This window comes from Erythrobacter sp. JB3-1, from assembly GCF_057364995.1.
This window is the reverse complement of sequence record NZ_CP200289.1, coordinates 2,981,277-3,007,741: the sequence shown is the minus strand read 5'-3', so window position 1 is coordinate 3,007,741 and position 26,465 is coordinate 2,981,277. Positions and strand designations below refer to the sequence as shown.

Below are 26,465 nucleotides of genomic sequence, written 5' to 3'. Positions count from 1 at the left end.
CTCTCTCGCGCTAAAGGGATTGCCAAGCGCAGCCACCGCCCGTATGTGCCGCTCCTCCAGCGCACCCGTAGCTCAGCTGGATAGAGTACCTGACTACGAATCAGGGGGCCGGAGGTTCGAATCCTTCCGGGTGCGCCATGAAAAGGGACTGACCACGCGGTCGGTCCCTTTTTTGTTTCGGCTCATCACCAGCCTAGATGGCTCGCTCTCTTGCAATCTTCACATTTGCCACGCGTCAGATTTTGCGCAAAGGGTCTGCGCGGGATCAGATGAAGCAATAGAAAGCGATACGAATGAGCGACTTGCACGATCACGATATGGATCCCGACAACCCTATGGCAAAGCCTGATGTGCCCGATCATGTGCAGGACGCGATCCGCACATTGATTGAATGGTCCGGCGATGATCCCGCGCGTGAAGGCCTGCTCGACACGCCAAAGCGGGTGGGGCGCGCATGGCTTGAATATTGCCAAGGTTATAAGGAAGACCCCGCTATTCACATGAGCCGGGTGTTTGAGGAAGTTGGCGGCTATGACGAGATCGTCATGCTGAAGGACATTCCGTTCCAATCGCACTGCGAGCATCACATGGCGCCGATCACCGGCAAAGCGGCGATTGCGTATCTCCCCAATAAGAAGGTCGTTGGCATCTCCAAACTCGCCCGCGTGCTGCATGGCTATGCCCGCCGATTGCAGATTCAGGAGCGGCTGACGGCAGAGGTCGCGGCCTGCATCTGGGACAATCTGGAGCCGCAGGGCGTTGCCGTCGTGATTGAGGCGCAGCATGGCTGCATGACCGGGCGCGGCGTGCGCACGCCGGGTGTGGGCATGATCACCTCGCGGCTCTTGGGCTGCTTCCTAGAGGATCACCGCAGCCGCAAGGAGGTTATGGCTCTGATGGGTTATGGCTAGGCTTTAGCAGTGCGGCGAGCCGCGCTGGAACGCATTTGCGTTTTTCGAATCTGTGACTTTTGCGCAAAAACGCTTGTTCCCAGAGGTTTACGCGCAAAATGCAACGTGACGTTGTGACTTTTGAGGTTTGCGCACGCAACAATGCGGCTGAGCAGCGCAAAGACGCCGCCGATATCGACACACTCACGATAGGAAAGAGCCTCGTTCGGACTAGCGCAAGCGGCAAGGGTAGGAAAATCCGCGCGCGAGCGGGTTAAGCCCTTCAAACTCGTGTTCTGACGGGGGCGAGGCCATCGGCACCGCAGGGTATGCTGTGCCGACGGAGCATACCCTAGAATGAGGCGATCACCATACCGCGATCGCGGTATATGCGGCAGGCAAGCGCTCCCCTAAGCCTGCGCCAGAATTTTTTGGATAGAGAAGGGGAAAGACAATGCGTACGTTACTTTTGACCGCCACGGCCACCACTGCGGTGGCGATCGGGATTATGGCCATGCCGCAAACCGCACAGGCCGATACCTGCCTGCTCGATACAAATAATAATGGGGTGGCTGATGCGGGAACAGATACCGACGGCAATGCAAATGACCAAGCCGACGACGAGTCTTTTGCTTGCGGTAACGGCGCTACTGCTGATCCGGAGAATGCAGTTGGTGATGGTGCAACGGCGGTAGGCGATGCCGCAATTGCGAGAGGTCCGGGCACATTGGCAATCGGCAATTCTGTGTTTGCTGATGGTAATGGCGCAGTGGCCGTGGGCGGCGATGCAGACAGCAATGGAGCCAACATCGTTACTCGGGCGGTGGGCGATGGAGCATCGGCATTTGGCAATGGCGCAAATGCCGCCGCCAACAATGCAACTGCTATCGGATTTAACTCTTTAGCTGATGGCGCAATTGCAACGGCCCTTGGCCGCAATTCAGATGCTGGCGGCCAAAGCGCAATCGCCATTGGTTCAGCAGATGCATCGGGGACGCAAGCCATCGCTGTCGGTTTCAATGCCAACGCCGGTCATTTCAACGCAATTGCCGTGGGCGCGGCCTCAGTAACAGCAGGGAATAGCGCCACCGCAATCGGCGCCTTTACGGATGCAGCGGTCGACGCGACCGCAATCGGCGCCTTTGCAAATGCGCAGGCCGACGACGCTATCGCGATTGGCTTTCAAAGCGACGCCACTGTCGCAGGCGCGATTGCGATTGGCGGGGACGGCAGTGATAGCGACTCAATTGGCGCTCAGGCCACCGGTGAGCAAGCAGTCGCTATCGGGGCTGATGCCATTGCGTCTGGATTTATATCGACAGCACTAGGCTCAGATACGCTGGCATTGGGAACCGGTTCGATTGCTCTTGGCGCTGGGGATGACGACAACGAGATTGGCGCAGGGGCGCAGGCTCAGGAAGATTTTGCCATCGCTATTGGTATAGGCAGTGTTGCTGGCGCCGAAAACTCTATTGCCTTTGGCACAGAAACCCTTGCTACTGGCGAAGACTCCATTGCCATTGGCGGCGATACATCCGACAGTGATGATCTCGGCGCGCAGGCGACGGGGGATCGATCCATCGCTCTTGGCGCGGATGCTGTTGCCAGCGAGAACGACGCATTGGCAGCGGGCACAGGCGCTGTCGCGGGTGCCAATTCAACCGCTCTCGGGCGATTGTCCTCAGCAACTCTGAATGCCGTTGCGATTGGTAGCGAATCCGATGCAGGGTCTTTCAACTCGGTCGCCATTGGGGCAGGTGCCGTTGGTAACGGTTCGGTTTCGGCGGCAGTCGGTAGCGGTGCACAGGCCACGAATACTGGAGCCGCTGCATTTGGTGTCGGTGCAGTGGCCAATGGCAGTGCGGGCTTGGCTGTAGGCGGCGAAGCACGGGCTGCATCCAGCCATGATGTTGCTCTTGGAAGCTTTGCAACAACGGAAGGTGGTTCAACAGCCGGAGGAAACATCGCTATTGGGGGGGCACCTGCTGACGGCGGCGGGGGTAGCCCAGGTACCGGCTTCCTATTTTCCTCTAGCGATCCCTCCCCGAGAACAACGGCCAATGGCGGCAATTCCATTGCTTTGGGTGTATCAGCACAGGCGACTGGAGCTCAAGCCATCGCCCTTGGGGCGGATGCGAATGCTCAGCAGGATAACGGCATTGCGATTGGTTCAGGCGCAAGCGCAACGCGGGTGAGCGCTTTGGCTGTCGGTGCAGGCGCTTTGGCTGAATCGGCTCGGGCAACTGCGCTGGGTGAGGATGCGGTAGCGCGGGGCGATGATGCCTTTGCGCTGGGTAACAGAACCTTTGCTCGCGGCGCGAATGCGGTTGCCATTGGCGGCTCTGCCCGCGCGACCTTGCAGCAAGCGACAGCGATTGGCTCGAACAGCCGGGCGCTGGCGGTGCAAGCCCTCGCAATTGGCGATGCGGCTGATGCGCGCGGAGTGGGTGCAAGCGCGATTGGTCAAGGCGCGAATGCAGCTCAAGATGGGGCAACGGCGCTGGGCGCAGGAGCGACAACGACGGCGGCCAACCAAGTGACGTTGGGCGGTACCGGTTCAAGCGTGCGCATTGGAGACATTGATGCGAGCACTGCCGCTCAGGTTGGCCCGGTTGATGCGGTGACGGTGGATGCCAACGGCACGCTGGGCCGTCAGAGCGTGGCCACCGCCGCTTCGGTCGACAATGTGCGGGTGGCGCTCAATGCCGTTGCCCAAGTCTCCACCGCGCAGTTCGATGCTTTGAGCGGACGGGTGCAAGATCTCGATTTCCGACTGCAGGACCTCGATCAGCGTGCAAGCGGCGGGATCGCGGCGGCGATGGCATTTGGCGGGACGATGATTGTGCCGGATAGCAATGTCTCGGTCAGTCTGAATGCCTCTACTTTCCAAGGAGAGCAGGGCTTTGCCGGTGCAATCACCGCGCGCGTTGCGAACAAGGTCTATGTCTCTGGCGGTGTGACGGGCTCGACCGCCCGCAACACCACTGGCGGCCGTGTGGGCGTGGCGTTCGGGTTCTAAGCCTGCTTGTACAGCAATGGCCCGGCGAAATGTTCGGGTTTCGGCCACAAAAAAGGGCGCCTCTTGCGGGGCGCCCTTTTCTCGTTTGGATTGACCGGCTGATTACAGCTGGCCAAGCATATATTCCGCGCTGGAGACCTTAAACTCGCCGCCGTCTTCGACGTTCAACTGTTCCACCACGCCGTCATTCACGACCATGGAGAAACGCTGACCGCGCTTGCCCATGCCAAATCCGCTGCCATCCATGGTCAGACCAACGGCCTCGGCAAAATCGGCATTGCCATCAGCCAGCATGGTGATGTCGCCGCTGCCTGCGGCATCGTTCCATGCGCCCATGACGAACGCATCATTGACCGCTGTGCCGACGATTTCATCGACGCCTTTGGCTTTCAGCTCTCCCGCCTTTTCAACGAAGCCAGGCAGGTGCTTGGCCGAGCAGGTTGGCGTAAATGCGCCGGGCACGGAAAACAGCGCGACCTTCTTGCCCGCGAAATAGTCCGCGGCTTGAACTTGCTCTGGCCCTTCTGCGGTTGCCTTTACCAAAGCCACGTCTGGGAGCTTGTCCCCTACTGAAATCGTCATCGCGCTGTCCTTTATTGAAGAGTGAACTGGAGCCCATGATTTAATGCCCGCGCCGCCAGCTTCAAGCGCTATGTCGTGCTTAAGATGGCTTTACTGTGCTGGTTCAGCCTTCTGTAAAGGCGGCGGGGCCATGGTAGGTTGAAACAGGGTCGCATTCATCTCATTTGAGAACGCGGTCGATCTCATCCCCCGCGCCGGATTCTTATCTGGTGCAAAGGGAGGCGGCTGTGCACGCCCCCGCGCAGCCGCCCACCACTTCACCGCTATTGCCTGCTTGCCGCAGCGCGCGCTCAGTCAAGCGCTAGGGGTTCGCCGCTATCACATATAAAGATTACTTTATATTTGCTTGTCTAGCGGGTGGGCGCTAGGGCGCACCCAACAATTTCATATTCCCCTAGGAGTCTCTCATGGCCACCGCAGCCGCTACTCAAGACTACATCATCAAAGACATCGCGCTGGCGCAATTTGGCCGCGACGAGATCCACATTGCTGAAACCGAAATGCCGGGCCTGATGGCTCTGCGAGAGGAATATGGCGCGGCGCAACCTTTGAAGGGCGCGCGGATCACTGGTTCGCTGCATATGACGATCCAGACCGCTGTGTTGATCGAGACGCTGATTGCTCTGGGCGCGGAAGTGCGCTGGGCGACCTGCAACATCTTCTCGACGCAAGATCACGCCGCCGCTGCGATTGCGGACCAAGGCATTCCAGTGTTTGCGATCAAGGGCGAGACGCTAGCGGATTATTGGGACTATGTTGGCCGCATCTTCGATTGGTCGACCGATGCCGACCCAGATCTGACAGCGAACCTCATCCTCGATGATGGCGGCGATGCGACCATGTTTGCGTTGTGGGGCGCGCGGATCGAAGCGGGCGAGGAAATGCCTGCTCCAGCGAACGCCGAAGAGATCGAATTCCAGCGCGCATTGAAAGCATTCGTCGCGGCAAAGCCGGGCTATCTCACCAAGAGCGTTCAGAACATCAAAGGCGTGTCCGAGGAAACCACCACGGGCGTTATGCGCCTTTACCAGATCGGCAAGGCAGGCAAGCTGCCATTCCCGGCGATCAACGTGAATGACAGCGTGACCAAGTCTAAGTTCGACAACCTTTATGGCTGTAAGGAATCGCTGGTCGATGCGATCCGCCGCGCAACCGACGTGATGCTGGCCGGTAAGGTCGCTTGCGTCGCTGGCTATGGCGATGTCGGTAAGGGCTCAGCTGCGTCGCTGCGCGATGGCGGTGCCCGCGTGATGGTGACCGAAATCGATCCGATCTGCGCATTGCAGGCGGCGATGGACGGCTATGAAGTTGTCTCCATGGAAGAGGGCGCCAAGCGCGCCGATATCTTCGTGACCGCAACCGGCAATGAAGACGTGATCACCGGCGAGCACATGAAGCTGATGAAGAACATGGCGATCGTGTGCAACATCGGTCACTTCGACAGCGAGATCCAAATTTCCGCGCTCGACAATTACGAGTGGAAGGAAATCAAAGAGGGCACCGATATGGTGACTATGCCCGACGGCAAAAGCCTGCTGATCCTTGCCAAGGGCCGCCTCGTGAACCTCGGCTGCGCCACGGGCCACCCAAGCTTTGTGATGAGCGCGAGCTTCACCAACCAGACGCTCGCTCAGATTGAGCTCCACACCAAGGCGGACGAGTACAAAAACGAGGTCTATGTCCTGCCGAAACACCTGGATGAGAAGGTCGCCGCGCTTCACCTTGAGAAGCTTGGCGTGCAGCTGTCTCAGCTCAGCCAGAAACAAGCGGATTACATCGGCGTGCCGAAAGATGGCCCGTTCAAGCCGGATCACTACCGCTATTGATCGTTTCGACTCATCGATAAATTTGAAAGAGCCCTCGCAAAGATACGAATTTGCGGGGGCTTTTTCATGCGCCACCCGTTGCATCGCGGCCCTGCGCCGCATAGCTGCATACTATGGAATTTTCTCCCACCGCTTTGGCTCTGATTGGCCTTGTGCTCGCCGCATGGACGGTGGGCGCTGCGGTGCTGGTGCTGCGCGCCTCTGGCCAGAGCCGGCGCACGGGCGCTTTGCAGACCTCGCTGAGGCGAATGCAGCGCATGCTCGATGTAGCGCCAGCGGTGCCATTGTTGGTGCGGGTCGATGGCCGGATTGAGGCGCCAGAGCGGCTAGCGCGGTGGTTTGGGCTGGAGACCATGCCCAAGTTCTTGAGCGAGCTTGATGGCGGTGAGGATGCAGGGCTGTCGGCTGAGCAACTGGCCGACCTGTCGGAAAAAGTGCGCCGGACGCAAAAGAGCGCGGCCCCTTTTCAGTTCACTGTAACGCCGCCCGGCTCCGGGCGCAGCTTGGCGCTGCAAGGGGCTTTGGCCGATCCGCAAGTGTCCCCAGGCGGCGCAGCGCTCGTCTGGGTGTTCGACTTTTCCGAAAGCCAGCAAGAGCTGCACCGGCTGCGCGGGGCGGCGGCGCGGGCGGAGAGCGATTTTGCCGCGCTGATCGGCCTGATCGAGGCCGCGCCCATGCCGATGTGGTTCCGCGGCGATGATATGAAGCTGCAACTTGTGAATCAGGCCTATGTCGATGCGGTTGCGGCGGACGATGCCAATGATGTTGTCAAACAGCAGATGGAATTGATTGAGCCGGTCGATGGCGAAGCGCCGTCAGAGATTGCCAGCAAAGCGCTGAGCGAGCAGGGCAAGATCGAGCGCACCGTGCCCGCCACGATCCACGGCCAGCGCCGCAGTATGCGGGTTAGCGATCTGCCGCTCGGCACAGAAGGCGTTGCGGGATATGCGATCGACATTGAAGAGCAGGAGCAGGAACGGCGCGAGTTCAGCGCATACCGCGATGCTCAGCGCTCCATGCTTGATCAGCTGTCCGCAGGCGTTGCTCTGTTTGATGCGAGCGAGCGCCTAACCTTTGCCAACCTGCCGCTGCGGCGTTTGTTTGAGCTCAACGAAGGTTCGCTCGACGGCTCGATTTCCTTCGATCGCTTTCTGACCGATGCGCGCGAGCGCAAGCTGACCCCGGAAGTGCGCGATTTCCCCGAATGGCGGCGTGAGCATGCCGCATGGTTCGAAGCGGCGGAGACGCAGGAAGAAGCATGGCCGCTGCCCGGCGGCACGCATTTGCGGATCGTCGCCCAACCTATGCCGGACGGCGGGCTGGTGATGATTGCGGAGGATCGCACGGAGCAGCTCTCGCTCTCGGCAACGCGTGACACTTTGCTGCGGACCCGCGCGGCCACGCTCGATAGCCTGTTTGAAGCGCTGGCGATCTTTGCGCCCGATGGCTCTTTGCAATTGTGGAACCGCAGCTTTGCCGGGACATGGGGCCTCACCAGCGAGTTTCTCGATACGCATCCCAGTGCAGAGGCTCTGATCGCGGCCATCGGAGAGAATCTGGCGAAGCGCGGACAAGCGCAGTCGATCAGCGCGGTGGTGCGCGCGGCGACGCTGGATCGTCAGGAAAAGGGCGGGCGGATTGCCCTGAAAGACGGGCGCACGCTGGAATTTGCCGGTGTGCCGCTGCCTGATGGCAATGGCTTGCTGACCGTGCTGGATATAACCGCGTCAGAAAACGCCGAGCGCGCGCTGCGGGAACGCAATGTCGCGCTGGAAGAGGCCGACACGGTAAAGGCTCGTTTCCTCGCCAATATGTCCTACGAATTCCGCACGCCGCTGACCTCGATTGGCGGCTTTGCTGAGCTGATCAAGAGCGGCGCGGCGGGCGAGGTGAGCGAGCAAATGGGCGAATATGTCGATGCGATCATCGACTCGGTGAGCCGCCTGACCGATCAGGTTGAGAACGTGCTCGACCTTTCGCAAAGCGAAGCGGGCCTGATGCCGATCAGCAAGGAGGACGTCGATCTCTTGCCGTTCCTCACCGGGCTGGTGCGGGAGCGCGAGACTGCGATTGTCACCGCCGGATTGGGCCTCGATCTGCGGGGCAAGAAGGGCTGCGTTGTTCAAGCCGATCCACGGCAATTGGGACGCGCGCTGGGCAATCTGCTCGACAATGCGATCGCTGGCACGCCGGAGGATGGCAAAATCCTGATCAACATTGCGGCCAAGGGGCAGGGCGCAGAAATTGCGATCTCCGACAATGGCCGCGGCATGAGCGCAGAAGAGCTCGCCCGCGCGCTGGGCACAGCGGGCGCCGATGATGAAAAGCGCCAAGGGCTTGGCATTCCGCTCGCGCGGCAATTGATCGAAGCGCATGGCGGCACGTTTGATCTGCAAAGCGAAGAGGGCGCAGGCACCGCTGCGATCATTACTCTACCGTGAGGGCGCGGCGATGATGCGCGAGACCTTGAGCGATCTGGCGGCGATGGACGCCTATGGCGCGCGCATTGCGGCGCAACTGAAACCCGGCGATGTGGTCTCGCTGACCGGCGGATTGGGCGCGGGGAAGACGACGCTGGCCCGCGCAATTATTGCCGCGCTTGGCTATGAGCATGAGGTGCCATCGCCGACCTTTACGATTATCGAGACTTACGATGCTCCGCCGTTGCGTGTGCCAGTGGTGCATGCCGATTTTTACCGATTGGAGCATCCCGATGAGCGGCATGAGATTGGTCTTGATGACTACCGTGAAGGTGCGGCTCTGATCGCGGAATGGCCCGACCATGCCGGCGGATTTGGAAATGAGGCGGCGTGTTTGTCGATCACTTTAGAAAACAGCGGAAATTCTGCGGATGAGGGGCGCATCGCGGCTATTGAAGCGAGCGCAGATTGGCTAGAGCGTCTGCCATGAGTGAGCTTCCTGATGGCCTGCACGCATTCCTCGCCCAGTCTGGGTGGGGCGATGCCGCGATTGATCCGATCCCCGGCGATGCCTCGTTTCGCCGGTATTTCCGTCTGGCGCGCAGCGGCGGGGATGGCCCGGCCAAAGGCATGCTGATGTATGCGCCGCCGCCGCACGAAGACCCAGTCCCGTTCTTGGATGTGGCGCAATGGCTGTGCGAGAACGCGATGCGCGCGCCAGAGATTTACGCCAGCGATGCAGCGGCAGGCTGGGTCCTGCTGGAAGATTTCGGCGATGACCGGATGCGCGATTGGCTGGATGATAATCCGGCGAGCGAGAGTGATGCCTACGCGGGTGCGATTGATGCTCTGGTGGAGCTGCACAAATGCCCACCGGGGCCGTTCGCGCCATACGATATGGCAACATACCAGCGAGAGGCCGCGCTGCTGACTGAATGGTATTGCCCGGCGCAGGGCCTATCGGTCGATGAGGCGGGCTATACCGCGGCATGGGAAGAGGTGCTTGCGCCTTTACTTGAGCGCCAAGCGCCGGGCGTTACGGTGCTGCGCGATTATCATGCAGAAAACATCATGCTGCTGAACGGTGTGCCGAGCGCGCCGCAGGGGCTGATCGATTTTCAGGACGCGCTGGTTGGGCATCCGGCCTATGATCTGGTCTCGCTGTTGCAGGATGCGCGGCGCGATGTTTCGCCTGAGCTGGAGGCGGCGATGCTTGCACGGTATCAGGAACGCGCAGGAGCGAACGCGCACTTTGCCGCCGATTATGCGCGGCTTGGGGCGCAGCGGAATGCCAAGATCGTTGGGATCTTCACCCGCCTGTTCAAGCGCGATGGAAAGCCGCGCTATCCCGCGCTGATCCCGCGCGTGTGGGAGGCGATGGAGCGCGACCTTGCGCATCCTGCGCTGGCACCTGTTGCCAAGTGGTTTGACACCAATATCCCGCAGCATTTGCGCGCTGCCATGGGCGGAGAAATCACATGAGCGGCAAGCCTCTCGCCAGCGATACTGCGATGGTTATGGCCGCCGGCATGGGCAAGCGCATGCGCCCGCTGACCGCCAGCCAGCCCAAGCCATTGGTGCGGGTCGCGGGCAAGCCGCTGATCGATCACGCGCTGGACCGGCTCGCGGATGCCGGGATCGCGCGCGCTGTCGTCAACGTGCATTACCTCGCCGACGCGCTGGAGGCGCATGTGGCAGAGCGCAGTGCTCCGCAGGTGGTGATCTCGGATGAGCGCAGCGAATTGCTGGAGACCGGCGGAGGCCTGATCAAGGCGCGCTCGCACCTGCCCGATCCGTTTTTCTGCCTCAATGCCGATAACATCTGGCTCGATGGGCCGCGCGATGCGTTTCATGACCTGTCGCAGCGCTGGGACCCCGATGCGATGGATGCTCTTTTGCTTCTGGTGCCGCACGCCAACGCGAAGAATTTCGCTGGGCCGGGCGACTTTCATATGGACCAGATCGGGCGGCTGAAACGCCGCGCGCCGGGCCGGATCGCTCCCTTCATCTACACTGGCATCCAGCTGATCTCGCACCGCCTGCTGCGAGATGCGCCCGAGGGTAAGTTCTCGACCAACATCCTGTGGACCCGTGCGATTGAGGAAGGCCGCCTGTTCGGCGCGGCATTCACTGGCCAATGGTTCGAAGTGGGAACGCCGCAAGCGATCGCGCCGACCGAAGACGCGCTAAAGCGTGGCTGAGCGCCGCGAGCCTAACGTCTACTCCATCGCTGCGCACCGCGGCTTTGCCGATGCGCTGGTGGCGGGCCTGGTGCCGCGATACTCCGACGGGGAGCTTGGACTGGCGCGGCTCACTCTGTTGGTCGCCAGCACCCGCGCGGCGCGCACGATCAGCGAAGCGTTCATTCGCCACGCTGGCGAGACCGGCAGCGCCGGACTGCTGATGCCGCGCATGGTCGCGGTGGGTGATCTCGATCTTGATGAAAAACTCGGCAGCCTGCTCGATCCGCTGGGCGCGGGCGAAATTCCGCCCGCAGTGGAGCCGACACGCCGCTGGTTTGAGCTGGCGCATTTGCTGCGCGCGGAGCTGGAGACGAGCGGCAAGCGCATGCCGCCGGGCGCCGCGATCTTGCGCATGGCGCGCGATTTGGCGCGAACAATGGACCGCCTGCTGGTTGAGGAAAAACGGCCAGAGGATTTGCTCGATGAGACGATCCTCAACCTTGAGCCGAGCCTGGCGGAGCATTGGCAGGACTCGATCCGCCTGTTTGCCAAGGTCCAGGCGCGCTGGCGCTTTGCCTTGGACGAACGCGGCGAGGTGGACGCCGCGACCCGGCGCAATCTCTTGTTCGATCGGGCTGCGCTGGAATGGCGCGCGAACCCTCCGAAATCGCCAATTGTCGCCGCTGGTGTGACCAGCGCCGCGCCCGCTCTGGCGCGTATGCTGCGCAGCATAGCTGATCTAGAGAATGGCGCAGTGATTCTGCCCGATCTCGACCTGCAAATGCCGACTGAGGCATGGGACGAACTGGGCCGGGCCGGGCAAAGCGATGAGCCAGATGGCGAGGTGTTTGCGCGCGGTGATGCGCTGACCCATCCGCAGTATCACCTGAAGTTGCTGCTCGGGCGCATGGGCATTGCCCGCGCAGAGGTCCGCCCGTGGCACCGGCGCGGCATCGCGGCGGCAGATCCGGTGCGCAGCCACGCGATCAGCTCTTTGTTCCTACCGCCAGAGGCGAGTTCTTCTTGGGCCGAATTGGCACCCGAGAAACGGCGGCTGTCGGGCGTCCGCCTGCTAACCAGCGCCACCGCTGAGGAAGAGTCGCAGGCCATCGCTATGCTTGTGCGCCAAGCTCTGGATGAGCCGCAGAAACGGATCGCGGTGATCAGCGCGGATCGCAGCCTCGCTCGCCGGGTAGTGCAGCATTTGTCGCGCTGGAATATCACGGCGGATGACACCGCTGGCCGTCCCTTGTCGCTGACCCCGGCGGGGCGTCTGCTCGGCCTGCTGAGCGAACTTGCCAGCGGGGCGATCACGCCCACAGCATTGGTCAGCGCGCTCAGCCATCCATTGGTGCGCGGCGGCGATGATCGCGGCGCTTGGCTCAGCAATCTGCGCAAGTTTGAACGCGCGCTGCGCGGACCTGCGCCTGCGCCGGGATTTGAGCCTTTGCGCGCCGTTGCCTCCGAGGCAGAGGTCGCCGAATGGTGGGCCGAGGTTGAGGCATTGCTTGAGCAGCTGCCCGGTGAAGCGGCGGAGCTGCCGCTGGCGGATGCGCTCGACACGATCACCGTGCTGGCCGAAGCGTTGGCGGGTGAGGACGTCTGGGCGCGCGAGGATGGCCGCGCATTGTCCGCCATGGTGGAGGATATACGCCTGCATGCCCGCGCCACCGATACGCAAATCGCAGCAAAGGATTTGGCCAGCGCCCTGCGCGAGGCGATGGACGAGATTGCTGTGCGGCCGCCCTATGGCGGGCACCCGCGCGTTGCGATTTACGGCCTGCTGGAATCGCGCATGGCCCGCGCTGATCTGGTGATTTGTGCAGGGCTGAACGAGGGCAGCTGGCCGCAAAGCCCAAGCCCGGACCCTCTGCTTGCCCCCGGCGTGCTGCGCGCGCTTGGCGTGCCGGCATCGGAGTTTCGCATTGGCCTGTCCGCGCATGACCTTGCCGGCGCGATGGGCGCGCCTGAAGTGGTGCTCAGCCGGGCCGAACGCGACAAAGAAGGGCCGACGATCCCCTCGCGGTTTTTGCTGCGGGTGGAGGCCTTGCTGGGCGAGCTTGCGAAAGATCACCGCGAGAATGCCATCCCCGCGATGCTGCCCGCGCTCGACCGAATGGTGCCGCGCGCAAAGCCCTATGCGCGGCCTGCGCCTATGCCCTCCAGCGAGCAGCGCGCGGTCAATATCGCGGTGACCGCGCTCGACCGATTGCTGGGCGATCCCTACCAGTTTTATGCGCAGCAAATCCTGGGCCTGAAAGCGCTCGATGTGCTGGAAGCGGACCCGTTCAGCGATCCGGCCCTACGCGGCACTTTGACCCATAAGATTCTGGAATTGTGGCACGAGGCGCGCAGCCACGATCCCTCAGCCGATATCACCGAGATTGCGGAGGCGCATTTCCGCGCTGAGCAATGCCATCCGCTGTTTATGGGTTTGTGGCGACCGCGCCTGCTCGCGGCGCTCACGCGGTTTGCAGAATGGATCGATGCGGATGAGGCGGCTGATGAAAAACGCCAGGTCATCGCGTGGGAGCGCAAGGGGTCAATGCTGGTCGATGGCGTGCGCGTCTATGGCCGGGCCGACCGGATCGACCGAATGCCGGACGGCAGCCTCGCGATTGTGGACTATAAAACGGGCGCACCGCCGAGCGCCGCGCAGGTCGAGGCGGGCTATGCCCTACAGCTTGGCCTGCTCGGTCTGATCGCGCGCGATGGCGATTTCGAAGGGCTGAGCGGCGATGCGGCGACGTTCGAATATTGGTCGATGGGGCGCAGCAAAGCGGACAAACAGTTTGGCTATAAAGAGGCGCCGATAAAGCTGCCGGGCAAGCGTTCTGGCCTGCCGCCGGAGGAGTTCTTGCCCACGCATGAAGACAAGCTGGCCGAGGCCATTCGCCGCTTTATCAAAGGCAATGCGCCGTTCGTGGCCAAGGAAAATCCCGATTACCCCGGCTACACCGATTATGATCAACTGATGCGGCTCGACGAGTGGATCATCGCGCTGGCCGATGGCGAGGATGCGCAATGAGCGGCGCGGTCTTCCCACTGGCAGGCAATCAGCGCGATGCGGTCAATCCGCGCGACAATGTCTGGCTGTCTGCATCTGCGGGCACAGGCAAGACGCAGGTGCTCTCTGCGCGAGTTCTACGCCTGCTGCTGCGGCCCGATGTCGATCCGGGCCAGATCCTGTGCCTCACCTTTACCAAGGCGGGCGCGGCGGAAATGGCGAACCGCATTAATGCGGTGCTGGCGCGCTGGGTGCGGCTGGAGCCTGCGGCGCTTGCGACCGAGCTTGGCCATTTGGGCGCAGACATTGGCCCAAAGACGCAGGCGCGCGCGCGCACTTTGTTTGCCAGCGTTCTGGACTGTCCCGGCGGCGGTTTGCGGATCGATACGATCCACGCCTTTGCTCAATGGCTGCTGGCGAACTTTCCGGGTGAGGCAGAATTGCTGCCCGGTGCGCGGCCAATGGAGGACCGCGAGCGCGATCTGCTCGCGCGCGAAGTGCTGTCCGACATGCTCAGTGAAGGGGAGCGAGCGCGGGATGCGGGCGTGCTGGCTGCGGTCAGCCTGTTTGCCACTCGCAAAGACCCCGATGCTTTGCGCGGATGGTTGATGCGCTGCGCCAGTGCGCGCGAGATGTGGCACGGAGCAGGCGCGTGGCAGCCGCCAATGATGCCGCGCGTCAAAAGCCTGCTTGGCATGCCGGCGGACGCGGATGAGGATTGGGTGACGCAAGGGCTTTCGCCAGATGTCTTCCCAGACCATCAACTGCGTGCGATGCTGCCCATTCTGCAAGGTTGGAACGCGAAGGGCGGGCGCGAAAGCAGCGCCTTTATCGAGCGCTGGCTGACCTTGGATGTGGCAGAGCGTGCAGCAGAGGCCGAAGGGTTTCGCAAGACCTTGCTGAAGGCGGATGGCTCGCCGCGCATCATGAAAAAGCCGAGCGATGAGGACCCTCATTTCCCGGCACGCCAAGAAGAGATCGCAGAGGCTCTAGCTTTGATTGCGGAACGCCGCGCTCTGCTGAATCTGGCTGATTTGCTCACCCCATCACTGGAGCTGGGCCGCACATTCGCGCTGCGCTGGGAGGAGGCGAAAGAGCGCGAGGCCCTGCTCGATTTTGATGATCTGATCCAGCTTGCAGCAAACCTGCTGAGCCGCAAGGAAGCCTCCGACTGGATCCGCTACAAGCTCGACCGCCGGTTCGACCATATTCTGATCGACGAGGCGCAGGACACCAATGCCGCGCAGTGGAGCATTGTCTTCGCGCTGATTGATGACTTTTTCTCCGGGGAAGGGGCGGCGGGCGAGAAGTTGCGCACGGTCTTTACCGTGGGCGATTACAAGCAGGCGATCTTTGGCTTTCAGGGCACCAGTCCAGAGAATTTCGCGCTGGCCAAAGACAAGGTGCGCGCCGCGATTGAGGCTGCGCGCGGAAATGCCGCTGAGATGCGCGATGCCCGGCATGTGCCCAATTGGCAGGACCTCGATCTGGGGCAGAGTTTCCGCACCTCCAACGCCGTGCTCGAATTTGTGAACCGCGCGATTGGCGCGGTGGGAGCGAGTGCATTCGGCCTGAAGGACGAGCCAAAGCCGCATATTGGCGAAGAGCGCGCTGGCTTGGTGACTTTGTGGAACCCGGTGACAGGCCAGGAGGACGACAGCGAGCGCGGGGACGGCGAGCAGCAAGATTGGCTGGCGCAGCATGACCGCAGGTTGGCTGACAAGATCGCCGATCAAGTGCGCAAATGGCACACGCGCGAAGAGCCGTTCATTCTGATGAAGGGCGGCAATCCGCGCGCGGCGGGTGCGGGCGATGTCATGGTGCTGGTGCGTAAGCGCAAGGATCTCGCCGCGCTGATTGTTGCGCGCCTGCATGCCAAAGGCGTGCCGGTGGCCGGGGTCGATCGCCTACGTTTGGGCGCGCCGCTGGCGGTGAAGGATTTGCTCGCGGCTCTGCGCTTTGCCGCTCAGCCGCTCGATGATCTGATGCTGGCAAATCTGCTGGCGAGCCCGCTTATTGGATGGAGCCAGGACGACCTGCTTAGCTTTGTGCCTCGCGCAAAGGGTGTGCGCCTGTGGGATCATGTCCGCCGGCACGAGGATCCGTTTGTTGCAGAGACGGCAGAGAAATTGCGCGATCTGCTGAGGCTGGCGGATTATGAAACGCCGCAGGCCTTGCTCGCATGGCTGCTGATCGGGCCGTGGCAGGCGCGGGCAAAGCTGGTTGCGCGGTTGGGGCGTGAGGCGAATGATCCGATTGATGAGCTGGTCAATTCCGCCTTTGCTTATGAGGCCGCATTCGCGCCCAGTCTGACCGGGTTTCTGCAATGGTTTGACGCTGGCGAGGGGGAGCTGAAACGCGATCCGGGCGAAGCGGGTGAGCAAGTGCGGGTGATGACCGTGCACGGCTCCAAAGGCTTGCAAGCGCCGATTGTGATCTTGGCCGATGCGACCGGCAATCCGGGGCAGGGCGGATCACTGGAATTGGATGAGGCACCGTTGGGTGAGGCAACACCGCAGGCTGACCGCCGCGTGGTGCCGCTGCCCTCGCTATCGAAGGACGAAAAGGCGGGCCGAGTCAGCGAGGCGGAGGAAGCCTCAAAAATTGCCGAGATGCAGGAGCACTGGCGGCTGATGTATGTCGCCATGACTCGCGCAGAAGAGGGGCTGTTCATCACTGGATCGCTGGGCCCACGGCAGAAGAAGGGCCCGCATGAGGACAGCTGGTATGCCCGGCTCGCGCCGATCTTTGGCGCTGAGGAAAGCGGCGATGAAAACAGGGGGAGCTGGCCGATCCGATCTGGGGCGCGCGGCGCGAATGGGGCTATCGCGCGCTGCATTTTCCCGAGGCTCGCGCGGGTGATGATGCTCAGGCATTGGCTGAGCTGCCAGACTGGGCACGCACGCCCATCGGGCCAGAGCCGCGCCCGCCGCGTCCGCTCGCGCCGAGTTCTGCTGGTGAAGATCAGGCCGCCGATCCGCCATTGCCGCCTGATCTTGCCAAGACCGCTGCACGGCGCGGCGTCTTGATCCACAGCCTGCTGGAACGTCTCCCCGATGTCGAACCGGACGAGCGGGAATTTGCCGCCGAAGCATGGCTGGAGAGGCAAGCGAGCGATTTGCCAGAGGAAGCGCGGGCTGAAATGGCGGTGGCGGCGCTGCGCGTGCTGGAGGATCCTCAGTTTGCCCATATCTTCGCGCCCGATGCGTTGGCAGAGGTCCCCTTGGCCGCAACCGTGGGCGGGATCGTGGTCGCGGGTACGGCTGACCGCTTGCTGGTGAGCGAGGAGGCCATCACCGTGGTGGATTACAAGACCACGCGCCGCCCACCGCACAGCGCGCAGGATGTGCCGACCGCGACGATCAAGCAGATGGCCGCCTATGCCGCCGCGCTGGAGGCGATTTATCCCGGGCGAGAAGTAAGGGCGGCGGTGCTGTACACCCAAACCCCGCAAATCCTGGAGCTATCCACGGAGCAATTAGGGTTACACAAAAATGCTTTGGGGACGGCGCAGTAAAGCTATTCGCCCAGCGCTTGAGAGTGTGCGCCCGCGCGCCTAAATAGGGTGGAACAATGATAACAGGAGAATTTCCATGGCCACCATCAATGTGACCGACGATAGCTTTAAAGCCGACGTGCTCGACAGCGAAACCCCCGTACTGGTGGATTTCTGGGCGGAATGGTGCGGGCCATGTAAAATGATCGCGCCTGCTCTGGAAGAGCTAAGCGAAGAGTTCGCTGGCCAAGTCAAAATCGCCAAGGTCGATATCGTCGACAACACCGACGTTGCCGCTGAACTCGGTGTGCAAGGCATCCCTTATTTGGCGATGTACAAGGGCGGAAAGCTCGTCGCTGAGCAAAAGGGTGCTGGCCCCAAGAGCCAGCTCAAAGCGTTGATCGAAGGCTCTTTGTAAGCCTGGCAGACAGTTTAAGTGTAGGGTAGATGGCGCGGTCGTTAGCTCGGCTGCGCCATTACTTTTTGGACGTAAGCATCCCAAATTGCGGGGCTGGATGCGCCGAGCAATCCGGGCATCCCATGCTGATCGACGCGGTATGCGCTGCCATCTAGCCGCGCCGCTTTGCCGCCCGCTTCGTTGAGCCAGAGCACACCGGCGGCGTGATCCCAGGCGAGCGTACGCTCAAAACTTGAGACATCATTGTCGCCTAAAGCAAGGCGCGGATATTGCTCCGCCGCGCAGCGGGGAATGTCGGTCAGCGTGTAATGCGGGGCAATTTTTGCGTCGACCTCAGCGATCTGATCCTCATCGAGGAACAGCTTTGAGATCGCCGCCACGGGGGGCTCTTGCCCGGTCGTTTTCGCGGTGATCTTGATGCCGTTCACAAACGCGCCTTCGCCAGAGCGCGCATGGCACAGCCGGTCGCGAATTGGATCATACAGCCAGCCCGCCACCGCATGGCCCGCATCCGCCAAAGCGATGATGATGCCGAAGGGTTCTCTGCCCTCGGCGAAATTGGCGGTCCCATCGAGCGGGTCAATGATCCAGCATTGCTGCGACAAATGCTCGAGCACGCTTTTATCAGCGTGCGCTGCTTCCTCGCCCACTACGGGCACTCCGGGCGCAAGTTTGGTGAGGGCTTCTGTGAGGAAGCTTTCCACCTCCCGGTCGACCACGGTGACGGGATCGTCCTCGCCCTTCATCTCAACCTCGCCCTCGGCAAGGTTCTGAAACCGGGGCAGCATGGACCCGCGCGCGGCAAAGCGCATCAGATCGCGAATTTCGCCATCAAGCGCGCTAATGCCGTCATCGCTCATGATCGGTAATCCGCATTGATCGAAATATATCCGTGGGTGAGGTCGCAAGTCCAAACACTCGCGCGGCCATCGCCAATGCCCAGGTCAACAGCGAGATCAATGGTGTCGCCCTTAAGGTGCTCGGCCACAGGCGCCTCGTCATAACCCTCAACCGGAAGGCCATTCTTCGCCGCCCACACGCCGCCAAATGCGATGGATAGCGTGTCGCGGTCCGCCGGTTCGCCAGCTTTCCCGACGGCCATAACGACGCGGCCCCAATTGGCGTCTTCGCCCGCAATTGCGGTTTTGACCAGCGGTGAGTTTGCGATGGCCAGGCCAACGCGGCGCGCGCTGTCGTTATCAGCGGCGCCGCTCACGCGCACCGTGATGAACTTGCTCGCCCCTTCTCCGTCGCGAACCACCAATTGCGCAAGCTGTCGGCACAGATCGGTGAGGGCGGCGGCAAAGGCATCTGCGCCTGCACTGTCAAAGCTCTCGATCCGAGGATTGCCCGCTTTGCCCGTTGCAAAGGCCAGAACCGTGTCACTTGTCGATGTATCGCCATCCACCGTGATGCAGGAATAGGTTTGCGCATTCGCCGCGCTTAGCAGCTCTTGCAGGAACGCCGGGGCGATGTCCGCATCGGTGAAAATATAGCCGAGCATGGTCGCCATATCGGGCGCGATCATGCCGGAGCCTTTGATGATCCCGACCAGCTCCACGCGGGTGCCGCCAACAATTGCTGATGTGCACGCGCCCTTGGCAAAGGTATCGGTCGTGCCAATCGCATTGGCGGCGTCTTCCCAGCCCGCTTCCTCTGCCGTGAAAGCAGCGGATAGGCCTTCGCGCGCTTTGTCCTTGGGCAAAGGAACGCCAATCACGCCGGTGGAGGATACGAAGACATCGCCGGGTGAGCACCCCAAATGCTCGGCGGTTTGCGTCATGATCGCCTCGACCGCTTCGCGCCCGCGATAGCCGGTAAAGGCGTTGGCATTACCCGCATTCACAACCAACGCGCGGGCGCAGCCATTGGCTAGGTTTTCGCGGCCGAGTTCAACCTCGGACGAGGCGCAGGCGCTTTGCGTGAACACTCCGGCTACGGCGGTCCCTTCGGCAAGCTCGACATAGGTCAGATCAGCCCGGTCCCATTCCTTATAGCGCGCACGCGCCGTGCGCACAGTGACGCCGGCGATCAATGGCATGTCGGGAAAGGGTAGGGCCAAAGGCGAAGTCTGAAGTTCCATGGCCGCTGCCGTAATGCGCAATGCTTTCAACCGCAATTGCGCGTTTTGTTGTTTGGTATTTTGCCGCGCTCTGATAGGCCTACGCCCATGAAAAAGATCAGCTTTATGTTCGTCGGCGGGACCTTTGTGATTGCCAACATCGCCGGTATTTCAGCCTCCGCACAATCTCTTGAAGGTGAAATTCGAGAAGGCAGTGAGCCCGTTGAAGCCGCGGGTACCGCTGTTGAGAACGCGATGGAGCGTCCTCCTCAGATTGGAATTGCAAGCGAGAATGTCGCTCAAGAAAGTAAAGGCACCAAGGCCTATCCATCTAACACATCGCGCAATTGGATCACTCAGGCGGATTATCCCGCGACGGCTTGGGTCGCTGACGAGGAAGGGCGCACGGAATATGATGTGAGCGTTGATGCTGTTGGTAGGCCGATAGATTGCAAGATCAGCAGCAGTTCTGGTTTCGCCACACTTGACGAGGCAACCTGCCGGCTGGTGTTGGAGCGAGCCGAGTTTAGTCCCGCGACAAATGCGGATGACGTTCAAATTGAAGGTGTTTATCAAGGGTCACACAACTGGCGCAAGAAAGAGCCAGAGATGCCGCAAATGCGGATTGTGTTTCAATATCTGCACACCGCTAAAGGCGTGACGACCGATTGCGATATCGTAAGCATCGAAGGCGATATTCCGGAAAAAATGCGAGCGGAGATCGACCGTGATCGCGAGCGCGGCAGGCTTTGCTCTGGGCCAATAGGGCGGCCGGGCATTCCCTATCGCGATGAAAATGGCGTGCCTGTGGCCAAGCGAGTGACCGCGACGATCAATGTCGTGTTGGAGGACCCTGAATAATGCGCGCTCTAAACCGTACATATGCGCTAGGAATGGTTCTTATCGGCGGGCTCTCCGCAGCCCCGCTTGCTGCGCAGAGTGACAGTGCGGCTGAGGCCGCTGCGGCTGCTGCCGAGGCTGCCAAGGCCCAAGCTACCGAAGTGGCAATGGAGGCGGCAGAAGGTGCACGCGAGAATGAACCCGCTCCTCCGCCACGGATATCGGTTCGACCTGCACCCGCTACAGAGCGAAGAGATCCTATGCCAGTTGATGGTGGGTACAACTGGTTCAGGGGCGCGGTCCTGCCCGCCGACTTGTATCTCCAAGAAGCACAAGGCGGTGTCCGCTACGAGATAGAGGTTGATGCGGATGGCAAGCCGACCGCCTGCTCTGTTGCCGAGTCTACCGGCTTTCCAGGCCTCGATGACTTTACCTGCGCCACCGCGATGAAGGTTGCGGAGTTTGAGCCTGCGCTTGATGCCGAGGGCAATGCCGTGGCCGGTACATTCACTGACCGGCACCATTGGCGTTTTCGCAAGCACGAGCTGGACGCATTTTCTGTGAACATCCGCGCAAGAATTGAGGCCGATGGCACAGTGTCGCAATGCGAGATCGTGAATGAGAGTGGTGCACTGCCGAGAAACTTTCCAGGCGATGAGCCGTGCAGGGGCTTGTCCAGGCAGGGGCCTTGGCGCGACGCCAACGGAATGCCGCAGGCGCGCATTGTGGAGTTTGTGGTCTCTGTGAAAAGCGAGGTGCCTCTGTCAGCATCCGGCGAGGCCAACTGATGTCAGCCTCTGACGCTGGTGTCTGATTACGCCCAGCAGACGCGCGGGCTGGACGAACCGCTCCGCAGAGCATATATCGGCATCGCTATGCGCCGTCAGCTTATCGCCTTTCTCGCCCTGCTTACCGGGTTTGCCGCCATCGGCTCGCCCGCGCATGCGACCTTGGCAGAGGCGCTGAACCAGGACATCGGCGTCGCAGCCGGTACCGACGCGAATGAGCCGTGCGAGGCAATTACGCCCACGGGCAAGCCTGAAAAGCAAACCGCGAAGTGCAAGGATGCCAAGAAAGGCAAGCCTGTTCGCGTGCCCAAGGTGCTGCGTCTGCCGGTCCTGATGGGCGTTGATCGCGCCTACGAATAGGCGAAGTTTCGCTTTACAAGTAACGCATTCTGCTGGCGGCGCGAACACCCCGTGCAAAGCAGACCGCCCACATTTTTCAGGTTTCAGCGCTCAGCGATCCCGCTGCGCCCACACCGCATTATTTCGAACAGGTCCACATCCCATGTTTAACGCAATCGCCAAATCACTGTTTGGCTCTTCCAACGATCGCTACGTCAAATCCATTCGCAAGGTGGTTGACCAGATCAACGCCTTGGAAGAGCAAATTCAGGCGCTTTCTGACGAAGAATTGAAGGCGCAGACTGACAAGTTCCGCGAGCAGCCGGACGGCGGCAAAACGCTGGATGAAATCCTGCCAGAAGCGTTTGCGACCGTGCGCGAGGCATCGGTCCGCGTGTTCGGTATGCGCCACTTTGACGTGCAGATGATCGGCGGCATCGTGCTGCACCGCGGCGAGATCGCGGAAATGCGCACGGGTGAGGGTAAGACCCTGATGGCGACGCTGGCGACCTATCTCAACGCGATTGAGGGCAAGGGCGTGCACGTTGTGACCGTCAATGATTACCTCGCGGCGCGTGATGCGGAATGGATGGGGCAGCTGTACAATTGGCTCGGCCTGAGCGTCGGCGTGGTCGTGCCCAATATCGACGAATATGCCCGCCGCGATGCCTATAATGCGGACGTCACCTATGGCACGAACAACGAGTTCGGCTTTGACTATCTGCGCGACAATATGAAGCATGAGCGCGGACAAATGGTCCAGCGCCCGTTTAACTTCGGCATTGTCGATGAGGTCGACTCCATCCTGATCGACGAGGCGCGGACCCCGTTGATTATTTCTGGCCCAACCGAAGATAAGTCTGACCTCTACGTCTCGCTCGACGCGGTGGTGAAGGAAATCCCTGAAGACTGGTACGAGAAGGACGAGAAGACCAAACAGATCCAGCTGACCGAGGACGGCCTCGACAAGGTGGAGCAAATGCTGATCGACAAGGGCTTGCTCGAGACAGAGAACCTGTACGACGTTGAGAACACGCAAGTGGTCCACCACTTGGATCAGGCGCTCAAAGCCGTGCACATGTTCAAGCGTGATACGGATTACATCGTCAAAGACGACAAGGTCGTGATCATCGATGAGTTCACCGGCCGGATGATGGACGGGCGGCGCTGGTCAAACGGTCTGCACCAGGCGGCCGAGGCCAAGGAAGGCGTCAAGATCGAGCCAGAGAACCAGACCATGGCCTCGATCACCTTCCAGAACTATTTCCGCATGTATCCCAAGCTGTCCGGCATGACCGGTACGGCGGCCACAGAAGCGGCGGAATTCTGGGACATCTACAAAATGAACACGGTCGAGATCCCGACCAATGTTCCGGTCCAACGGATCGATGAAGAAGACGAGTTCTACAAAAACACGATGGACAAGTTTCAAGCGATTGCGAAAGCCATCGCTGAAAAGGCCGAGATCGGTCAGCCGGTGCTGGTCGGCACGGTCTCCATCGAAAAGTCTGAATTGCTGAGCAAATTCCTCGATGAGGAAGGCGTGAAGCACGAGGTTCTGAACGCACGCCAGCATGAGCGCGAGGCGCATATTGTGGCGCAGGCGGGCCGTCTTGGCGCGGTCACCATCGCCACCAATATGGCCGGACGCGGCACCGATATTCAGCTTGGCGGCAACTTGGAATACCGGCTCGAGGATGAGCTTAAAGACATCGCGAAAGATGATCCGAAATACGCGCTGGAAGCGGACCGGATCAAAGCGGAAGTGGCCGAGGAACGGGCCAAGGTGCTTGAGGCCGGCGGTCTGTTCGTGCTTGGCACAGAGCGCCACGAAAGCCGCCGGATCGATAACCGGCTGCGCGGCCGCTCTGGCCGTCAGGGTGACCCCGGCCTCTCGCGCTTCTACCTCTGCCTGGAAGACGATCTGCTGCGCATCTTTGGCCCAGACACTCTGTTCTCCAAAATGATGAATTCAAACCTCGAAGATGGCGAGGCGATTGGATCAAAATGGCTATCCAAGGCCATTGAAACGGCTCAGAAAAAGGTCGAGGCGCGCAATTACGACGTGCGTAAACAGGTCGTCCAATATGATGACGTGATGAACGACCAGCGTAAGGTCATTTACGAGCAGCGCTCTGAAATCATGGATTCAGAGACGGTCGACGATGTCGTCGTCGATATGCGCCATGATACGGTGAATTCGCTGGTCAGCGATGCGTGCCCTCCCGGCTCTTATCCAGAGCAGTGGGATATCGAAACGCTGAAGACGAAGCTGCAAGACGTGTTCGGCATCACGCCTCCATTGGATGATTGGATGGAGGAAGAGCAGGTCGAGCCGGAGCTGATCGAAGAGCGTGTGCGCGAGCAGACCGATGCAATGATCACGGCCAAGATGGCGGAAAGCGATCCGGACCTGTGGCGCGTGGTTGAAAAGGACGTGCTGCTGCGTCAGCTCGACTTCCACTGGAAAGAACACCTCGCGACGCTCGATGCGCTGCGCCAGGTGATCTGGATGCGCGGGATCGCGCAGAAACAGCCGATAAATGAGTATAAGCAAGAGGCGTTCGGCCTGTTTGAAACCATGCTCGACACTCTGCGTGAGGAAGTGACCAAGATCCTGTTCCAGGCGGAACTTCGCATGGCGCCGCCAGAGGCAGAGGCTTTGCCTGATTTGCCAGATTTCCTAACCGGCCATATCGATCCGCTAACCGGACTCGACAACTCAGCCGATGGCGACGGTTCGGCAGAGCGGCCGGAAATGTTCGGTTCGCTCGCTGGTTCGCCGCGTGCGGCATCCGGTCCAGGCGGGTCGAATGCAGACAACCCCTATGCGAACCTCAACGTCAGCCGCAATGCGCCGTGCCCATGCGGGTCTGGCAATAAGTACAAACATTGCCACGGCGCAGCGGGCGGCAAAAGCGCGGCATAAACGCATGGCTGGGGGCAGCGCGCGTGACGTCATGACGTCAGCGGCTGCTTGCCCAAATTTTGATGCGAGCCATCGGAGCGAGCGAGCATGATGCTGGGCGCAGTTCCGGTGCTGCTTGCGGCAGCGTTCTTTATCACGGCGCTGCTCTATGCGGCGGTCGGGTTTGGCGGCGGCTCAACTTATGCCGCATTGCTGGCGATCTCAGGGCTGGATTACCGGTTACTGCCGCTCGTCGCGCTGGCGTGCAATATCATCGTGGTGGCGGGCGGCAGCGTGCGCTTTGCGCGGGCGAAGATTACTCCATGGCGCGGCGCGGTTGTGATGACCGCTCTGGCTGCACCAGCGGCCTTGCTGGGCGGGCTCACCCCGATTGACCGCGAGACCTTCATGCTGCTGCTGGGCATCAGCCTGGTGCTGACCGGGATCACCATGCTTATCCCGCTGAGGGAGAAAGCGGTCGGGGCAGGGGAGCTGGATTCCCCCACGCGCTTTGCAAAAGCGATGCCGTTTGTCGCCGCGCCGCTGGGCTACCTCGCCGGGCTCGTCGGCATTGGCGGAGGGATATTCCTCGCCCCGCTGCTGCACCTCACCCGCTGGAAAGACCCACGCGCCATCGCCGCAACCGCCAGCTTCTTCATTCTGGTCAATTCCCTGTTCGGCCTCGTAGGCCAGCTGCTGAAACAAGGCCCTGCCGCATTCGGAGGCGCTGTCGGCGCAGCGCTACCGCTGCTGCTTGCCGTCGCCATTGGCGGGCAAATCGGCAGCTTAATGGCGGTGAAGTTCTTGCCGGGGCGGGTGATCCGCTGGCTTACGGCTGCGCTGGTGATGGTTGTGGGTGTGAGGTTGTTGGTTGGGCTGTGAGTGCGGTGTCTAGAAGTAGCTACTTTTAGTGATACCTAAAACTGAATGAACTGTTCTCAAAGGACAGTCCTTTCTGCACTGGGATTCTGCTCTGGAGATAAGTGATGGTCGATGAGAATTTTGAGGAATTCAAAAAGAGAAATCCCCACCTTGAGAAGTTCTGGCCCTACCAAGATCTGCTTCAGCAAGAGAGTCCGCGTGGCCAAGTCCTTATATCAATGGGTTTTTTGGAAGAGCAGCTTAAAGAAATATTGCTCGCATTCATGCGCGACGTTCGAGAGTCAGAGAAGCTGATTACTTCAGGCAATGCGCCGCTAGGCACGTTAAGCGCGCGTGTAGAAACCTGTTTCGCGCTTGCTCTAATTTGTCATGACGAACATCATGATCTCAATCAGCTTCGCAAGATCAGAAATGACTTTGCACACAACATCCACACTTCGTTTCAAACTCAGAGCGTTATCGACCGCTGTAAGACGCTTCGTCTTAAAGCCCACGATTTTGATAGCGAGAAGCTGGGAGAAGTTCGGGTTGATCCGAGTGGTCAGTTTCAGACATGCGCTGTAGCGCTGATCATGAGATTTATTAACCGAGCTCACTACGTTTCTAAGGAACGTCGAACTGATCAAGCTTGGCGATCCTAAGATCCTAAGCGTTGAAGAAAGGTCAAATTGACCTGCGATCTTAGCAATGTAAGAAAATGGCTCCCCGAGTTGGATTCGAACCAACGACCAAGTGATTAACAGTCACCTACTCTACCGCTGAGCTATCGGGGAGCAGCCCGATAGGCGAAGAGGCCCTATATGGG

General features: G+C 60.7%; 20 protein-coding genes and 2 tRNA genes. 18 read left to right on the top strand and 4 right to left on the bottom strand.

All coding sequences use genetic code 11. The features are described from left to right. Positions 1 to 61: 61 nt before the first annotated feature. The 3 genes from AC0V6M_RS14355 (at position 62) to AC0V6M_RS14345 (ending at position 3,909) form a co-directional block, all read left to right on the top strand. Positions 62 to 138, top strand: a tRNA-Arg gene (locus AC0V6M_RS14355). A 155-nt stretch (positions 139 to 293) separates the two neighbouring features. Further along, entirely contained in the window at positions 294 to 911 is a 618-nt protein-coding gene (gene folE / locus AC0V6M_RS14350; RefSeq protein ID WP_472644898.1) for a GTP cyclohydrolase I FolE, read from the top strand. A gap of 433 nt (positions 912 to 1,344) precedes the next feature. Beyond that, on the top strand, positions 1,345 to 3,909 hold the full coding sequence (locus AC0V6M_RS14345; RefSeq protein ID WP_486139462.1) for a YadA family autotransporter adhesin: 2,565 nt from the start codon (positions 1,345 to 1,347) through the stop codon (positions 3,907 to 3,909). Positions 3,910 to 4,011: 102 nt separating this feature from the next. On the opposite strand, the gene AC0V6M_RS14340 is transcribed toward AC0V6M_RS14345, so the two are convergent. Next, positions 4,012 to 4,491 carry a redoxin family protein gene (locus AC0V6M_RS14340; protein WP_486139461.1) on the bottom strand — a complete coding sequence of 160 codons (480 nt, stop codon included), beginning with the start codon at positions 4,489 to 4,491 and terminating at the stop codon, positions 4,012 to 4,014. 407 nt (positions 4,492 to 4,898) lie between these two features. Here AC0V6M_RS14340 and ahcY point away from each other — a divergent pair, with 407 nt between their 5' ends. The 9 genes from ahcY (at position 4,899) to trxA (ending at position 17,841) form a co-directional block, all read left to right on the top strand. Continuing rightward, entirely contained in the window at positions 4,899 to 6,317 is a 1,419-nt protein-coding gene (gene ahcY / locus AC0V6M_RS14335) for an adenosylhomocysteinase (RefSeq protein ID WP_486139460.1), read from the top strand. Positions 6,318 to 6,430: 113 nt separating this feature from the next. Beyond that, a complete protein-coding gene (locus AC0V6M_RS14330; RefSeq protein ID WP_486139459.1) occupies positions 6,431 to 8,758 on the top strand; it encodes a sensor histidine kinase in 2,328 nt (775 codons plus the stop codon). Between the two features lie 13 nt (positions 8,759 to 8,771). Continuing rightward, a complete protein-coding gene (gene tsaE, locus AC0V6M_RS14325; RefSeq protein ID WP_486139657.1) occupies positions 8,772 to 9,227 on the top strand; it encodes a tRNA (adenosine(37)-N6)-threonylcarbamoyltransferase complex ATPase subunit type 1 TsaE in 456 nt (151 codons plus the stop codon). Beyond that, on the top strand, positions 9,224 to 10,219 hold the full coding sequence (locus AC0V6M_RS14320; protein ID WP_486139458.1) for an aminoglycoside phosphotransferase family protein: 996 nt from the start codon (positions 9,224 to 9,226) through the stop codon (positions 10,217 to 10,219). The genes tsaE and AC0V6M_RS14320 overlap by 4 nt, the downstream gene beginning before the upstream one ends. Then, positions 10,216 to 10,938: a nucleotidyltransferase family protein gene (locus tag AC0V6M_RS14315; RefSeq protein ID WP_486139456.1), complete on the top strand. Its 723-nt coding sequence runs from the start codon at positions 10,216 to 10,218 to the stop codon at positions 10,936 to 10,938. Before AC0V6M_RS14320 ends, AC0V6M_RS14315 begins: the two co-directional genes overlap by 4 nt. Beyond that, positions 10,931 to 13,948, top strand: a complete 3,018-nt coding sequence (addB, locus tag AC0V6M_RS14310; protein ID WP_486139455.1) for a double-strand break repair protein AddB — start codon at positions 10,931 to 10,933, stop codon at positions 13,946 to 13,948. Before AC0V6M_RS14315 ends, addB begins: the two co-directional genes overlap by 8 nt. Then, the gene (locus tag AC0V6M_RS14305; RefSeq protein ID WP_486139454.1) at positions 13,945 to 16,956 is read left to right on the top strand and encodes a UvrD-helicase domain-containing protein; all 3,012 of its coding nucleotides are present in this window, start codon (positions 13,945 to 13,947) and stop codon (positions 16,954 to 16,956) included. The genes addB and AC0V6M_RS14305 overlap by 4 nt, the downstream gene beginning before the upstream one ends. Beyond that, the gene (locus AC0V6M_RS14300; RefSeq protein WP_486139452.1) at positions 16,911 to 17,444 is read left to right on the top strand and encodes a PD-(D/E)XK nuclease family protein; all 534 of its coding nucleotides are present in this window, start codon (positions 16,911 to 16,913) and stop codon (positions 17,442 to 17,444) included. Before AC0V6M_RS14305 ends, AC0V6M_RS14300 begins: the two co-directional genes overlap by 46 nt. Positions 17,445 to 17,520: 76 nt before the next feature. After that, positions 17,521 to 17,841, top strand: a complete 321-nt coding sequence (gene trxA / locus AC0V6M_RS14295) for a thioredoxin (protein ID WP_486139451.1) — start codon at positions 17,521 to 17,523, stop codon at positions 17,839 to 17,841. Positions 17,842 to 17,882: 41 nt separating this feature from the next. Here trxA and AC0V6M_RS14290 read toward each other — a convergent pair whose 3' ends face one another. Continuing rightward, a complete protein-coding gene (locus AC0V6M_RS14290; RefSeq protein WP_486139450.1) occupies positions 17,883 to 18,701 on the bottom strand; it encodes an inositol monophosphatase family protein in 819 nt (272 codons plus the stop codon). Further along, positions 18,698 to 19,924, bottom strand: a complete 1,227-nt coding sequence (gene argJ / locus AC0V6M_RS14285; protein ID WP_486139449.1) for a bifunctional glutamate N-acetyltransferase/amino-acid acetyltransferase ArgJ — start codon at positions 19,922 to 19,924, stop codon at positions 18,698 to 18,700. Before argJ ends, AC0V6M_RS14290 begins: the two co-directional genes overlap by 4 nt. A gap of 87 nt (positions 19,925 to 20,011) precedes the next feature. Here argJ and AC0V6M_RS14280 point away from each other — a divergent pair, with 87 nt between their 5' ends. The 6 genes from AC0V6M_RS14280 to AC0V6M_RS14255 all read left to right on the top strand — a co-directional run bounded on the left by AC0V6M_RS14280 (position 20,012) and on the right by AC0V6M_RS14255 (position 26,301). After that, positions 20,012 to 20,764, top strand: a complete 753-nt coding sequence (locus tag AC0V6M_RS14280; protein ID WP_486139448.1) for a TonB family protein — start codon at positions 20,012 to 20,014, stop codon at positions 20,762 to 20,764. Further along, a complete protein-coding gene (locus AC0V6M_RS14275) occupies positions 20,764 to 21,531 on the top strand; it encodes an energy transducer TonB family protein (protein ID WP_486139447.1) in 768 nt (255 codons plus the stop codon). Before AC0V6M_RS14280 ends, AC0V6M_RS14275 begins: the two co-directional genes overlap by 1 nt. 18 nt (positions 21,532 to 21,549) lie before the next feature. Further along, positions 21,550 to 21,891, top strand: a complete 342-nt coding sequence (locus AC0V6M_RS14270; protein WP_486139446.1) for a hypothetical protein — start codon at positions 21,550 to 21,552, stop codon at positions 21,889 to 21,891. Between the two features lie 142 nt (positions 21,892 to 22,033). After that, on the top strand, positions 22,034 to 24,799 hold the full coding sequence (gene secA / locus AC0V6M_RS14265; RefSeq protein WP_486139445.1) for a preprotein translocase subunit SecA: 2,766 nt from the start codon (positions 22,034 to 22,036) through the stop codon (positions 24,797 to 24,799). Positions 24,800 to 24,886: 87 nt separating this feature from the next. After that, positions 24,887 to 25,660 carry a sulfite exporter TauE/SafE family protein gene (locus tag AC0V6M_RS14260; protein ID WP_486139444.1) on the top strand — a complete coding sequence of 258 codons (774 nt, stop codon included), beginning with the start codon at positions 24,887 to 24,889 and terminating at the stop codon, positions 25,658 to 25,660. A gap of 104 nt (positions 25,661 to 25,764) precedes the next feature. Next, positions 25,765 to 26,301: a hypothetical protein gene (locus AC0V6M_RS14255; protein WP_486139443.1), complete on the top strand. Its 537-nt coding sequence runs from the start codon at positions 25,765 to 25,767 to the stop codon at positions 26,299 to 26,301. Between the two features lie 57 nt (positions 26,302 to 26,358). Here AC0V6M_RS14255 and AC0V6M_RS14250 read toward each other — a convergent pair. Beyond that, positions 26,359 to 26,433 (bottom strand) — tRNA-Asn (locus tag AC0V6M_RS14250). Positions 26,434 to 26,465 lie beyond the last annotated feature (32 nt).

Excerpts from the sequence above, each read along its gene's own strand:
- folE (WP_472644898.1), top strand. The coding sequence starts at position 294 with ATGAGCGACTTGCACGATCACGATATGGATCCCGACAACCCTATGGCA.
- AC0V6M_RS14345 (WP_486139462.1), top strand. The coding sequence starts at position 1,345 with ATGCGTACGTTACTTTTGACCGCCACGGCCACCACTGCGGTGGCGATC.
- AC0V6M_RS14340 (WP_486139461.1), bottom strand. The coding sequence starts at position 4,491 with ATGACGATTTCAGTAGGGGACAAGCTCCCAGACGTGGCTTTGGTAAAG.
- ahcY (WP_486139460.1), top strand. The coding sequence starts at position 4,899 with ATGGCCACCGCAGCCGCTACTCAAGACTACATCATCAAAGACATCGCG.
- AC0V6M_RS14330 (WP_486139459.1), top strand. The coding sequence starts at position 6,431 with ATGGAATTTTCTCCCACCGCTTTGGCTCTGATTGGCCTTGTGCTCGCC.
- tsaE (WP_486139657.1), top strand. The coding sequence starts at position 8,772 with ATGCGCGAGACCTTGAGCGATCTGGCGGCGATGGACGCCTATGGCGCG.
- AC0V6M_RS14320 (WP_486139458.1), top strand. The coding sequence starts at position 9,224 with ATGAGTGAGCTTCCTGATGGCCTGCACGCATTCCTCGCCCAGTCTGGG.
- AC0V6M_RS14315 (WP_486139456.1), top strand. The coding sequence starts at position 10,216 with ATGAGCGGCAAGCCTCTCGCCAGCGATACTGCGATGGTTATGGCCGCC.
- AC0V6M_RS14305 (WP_486139454.1), top strand. The coding sequence starts at position 13,945 with ATGAGCGGCGCGGTCTTCCCACTGGCAGGCAATCAGCGCGATGCGGTC.
- trxA (WP_486139451.1), top strand. The coding sequence starts at position 17,521 with ATGGCCACCATCAATGTGACCGACGATAGCTTTAAAGCCGACGTGCTC.
- AC0V6M_RS14290 (WP_486139450.1), bottom strand. The coding sequence starts at position 18,701 with ATGAGCGATGACGGCATTAGCGCGCTTGATGGCGAAATTCGCGATCTG.
- argJ (WP_486139449.1), bottom strand. The coding sequence starts at position 19,924 with ATGGAACTTCAGACTTCGCCTTTGGCCCTACCCTTTCCCGACATGCCA.
- AC0V6M_RS14280 (WP_486139448.1), top strand. The coding sequence starts at position 20,012 with ATGAAAAAGATCAGCTTTATGTTCGTCGGCGGGACCTTTGTGATTGCC.
- AC0V6M_RS14275 (WP_486139447.1), top strand. The coding sequence starts at position 20,764 with ATGCGCGCTCTAAACCGTACATATGCGCTAGGAATGGTTCTTATCGGC.
- secA (WP_486139445.1), top strand. The coding sequence starts at position 22,034 with ATGTTTAACGCAATCGCCAAATCACTGTTTGGCTCTTCCAACGATCGC.
- AC0V6M_RS14260 (WP_486139444.1), top strand. The coding sequence starts at position 24,887 with ATGATGCTGGGCGCAGTTCCGGTGCTGCTTGCGGCAGCGTTCTTTATC.
- AC0V6M_RS14255 (WP_486139443.1), top strand. The coding sequence starts at position 25,765 with ATGGTCGATGAGAATTTTGAGGAATTCAAAAAGAGAAATCCCCACCTT.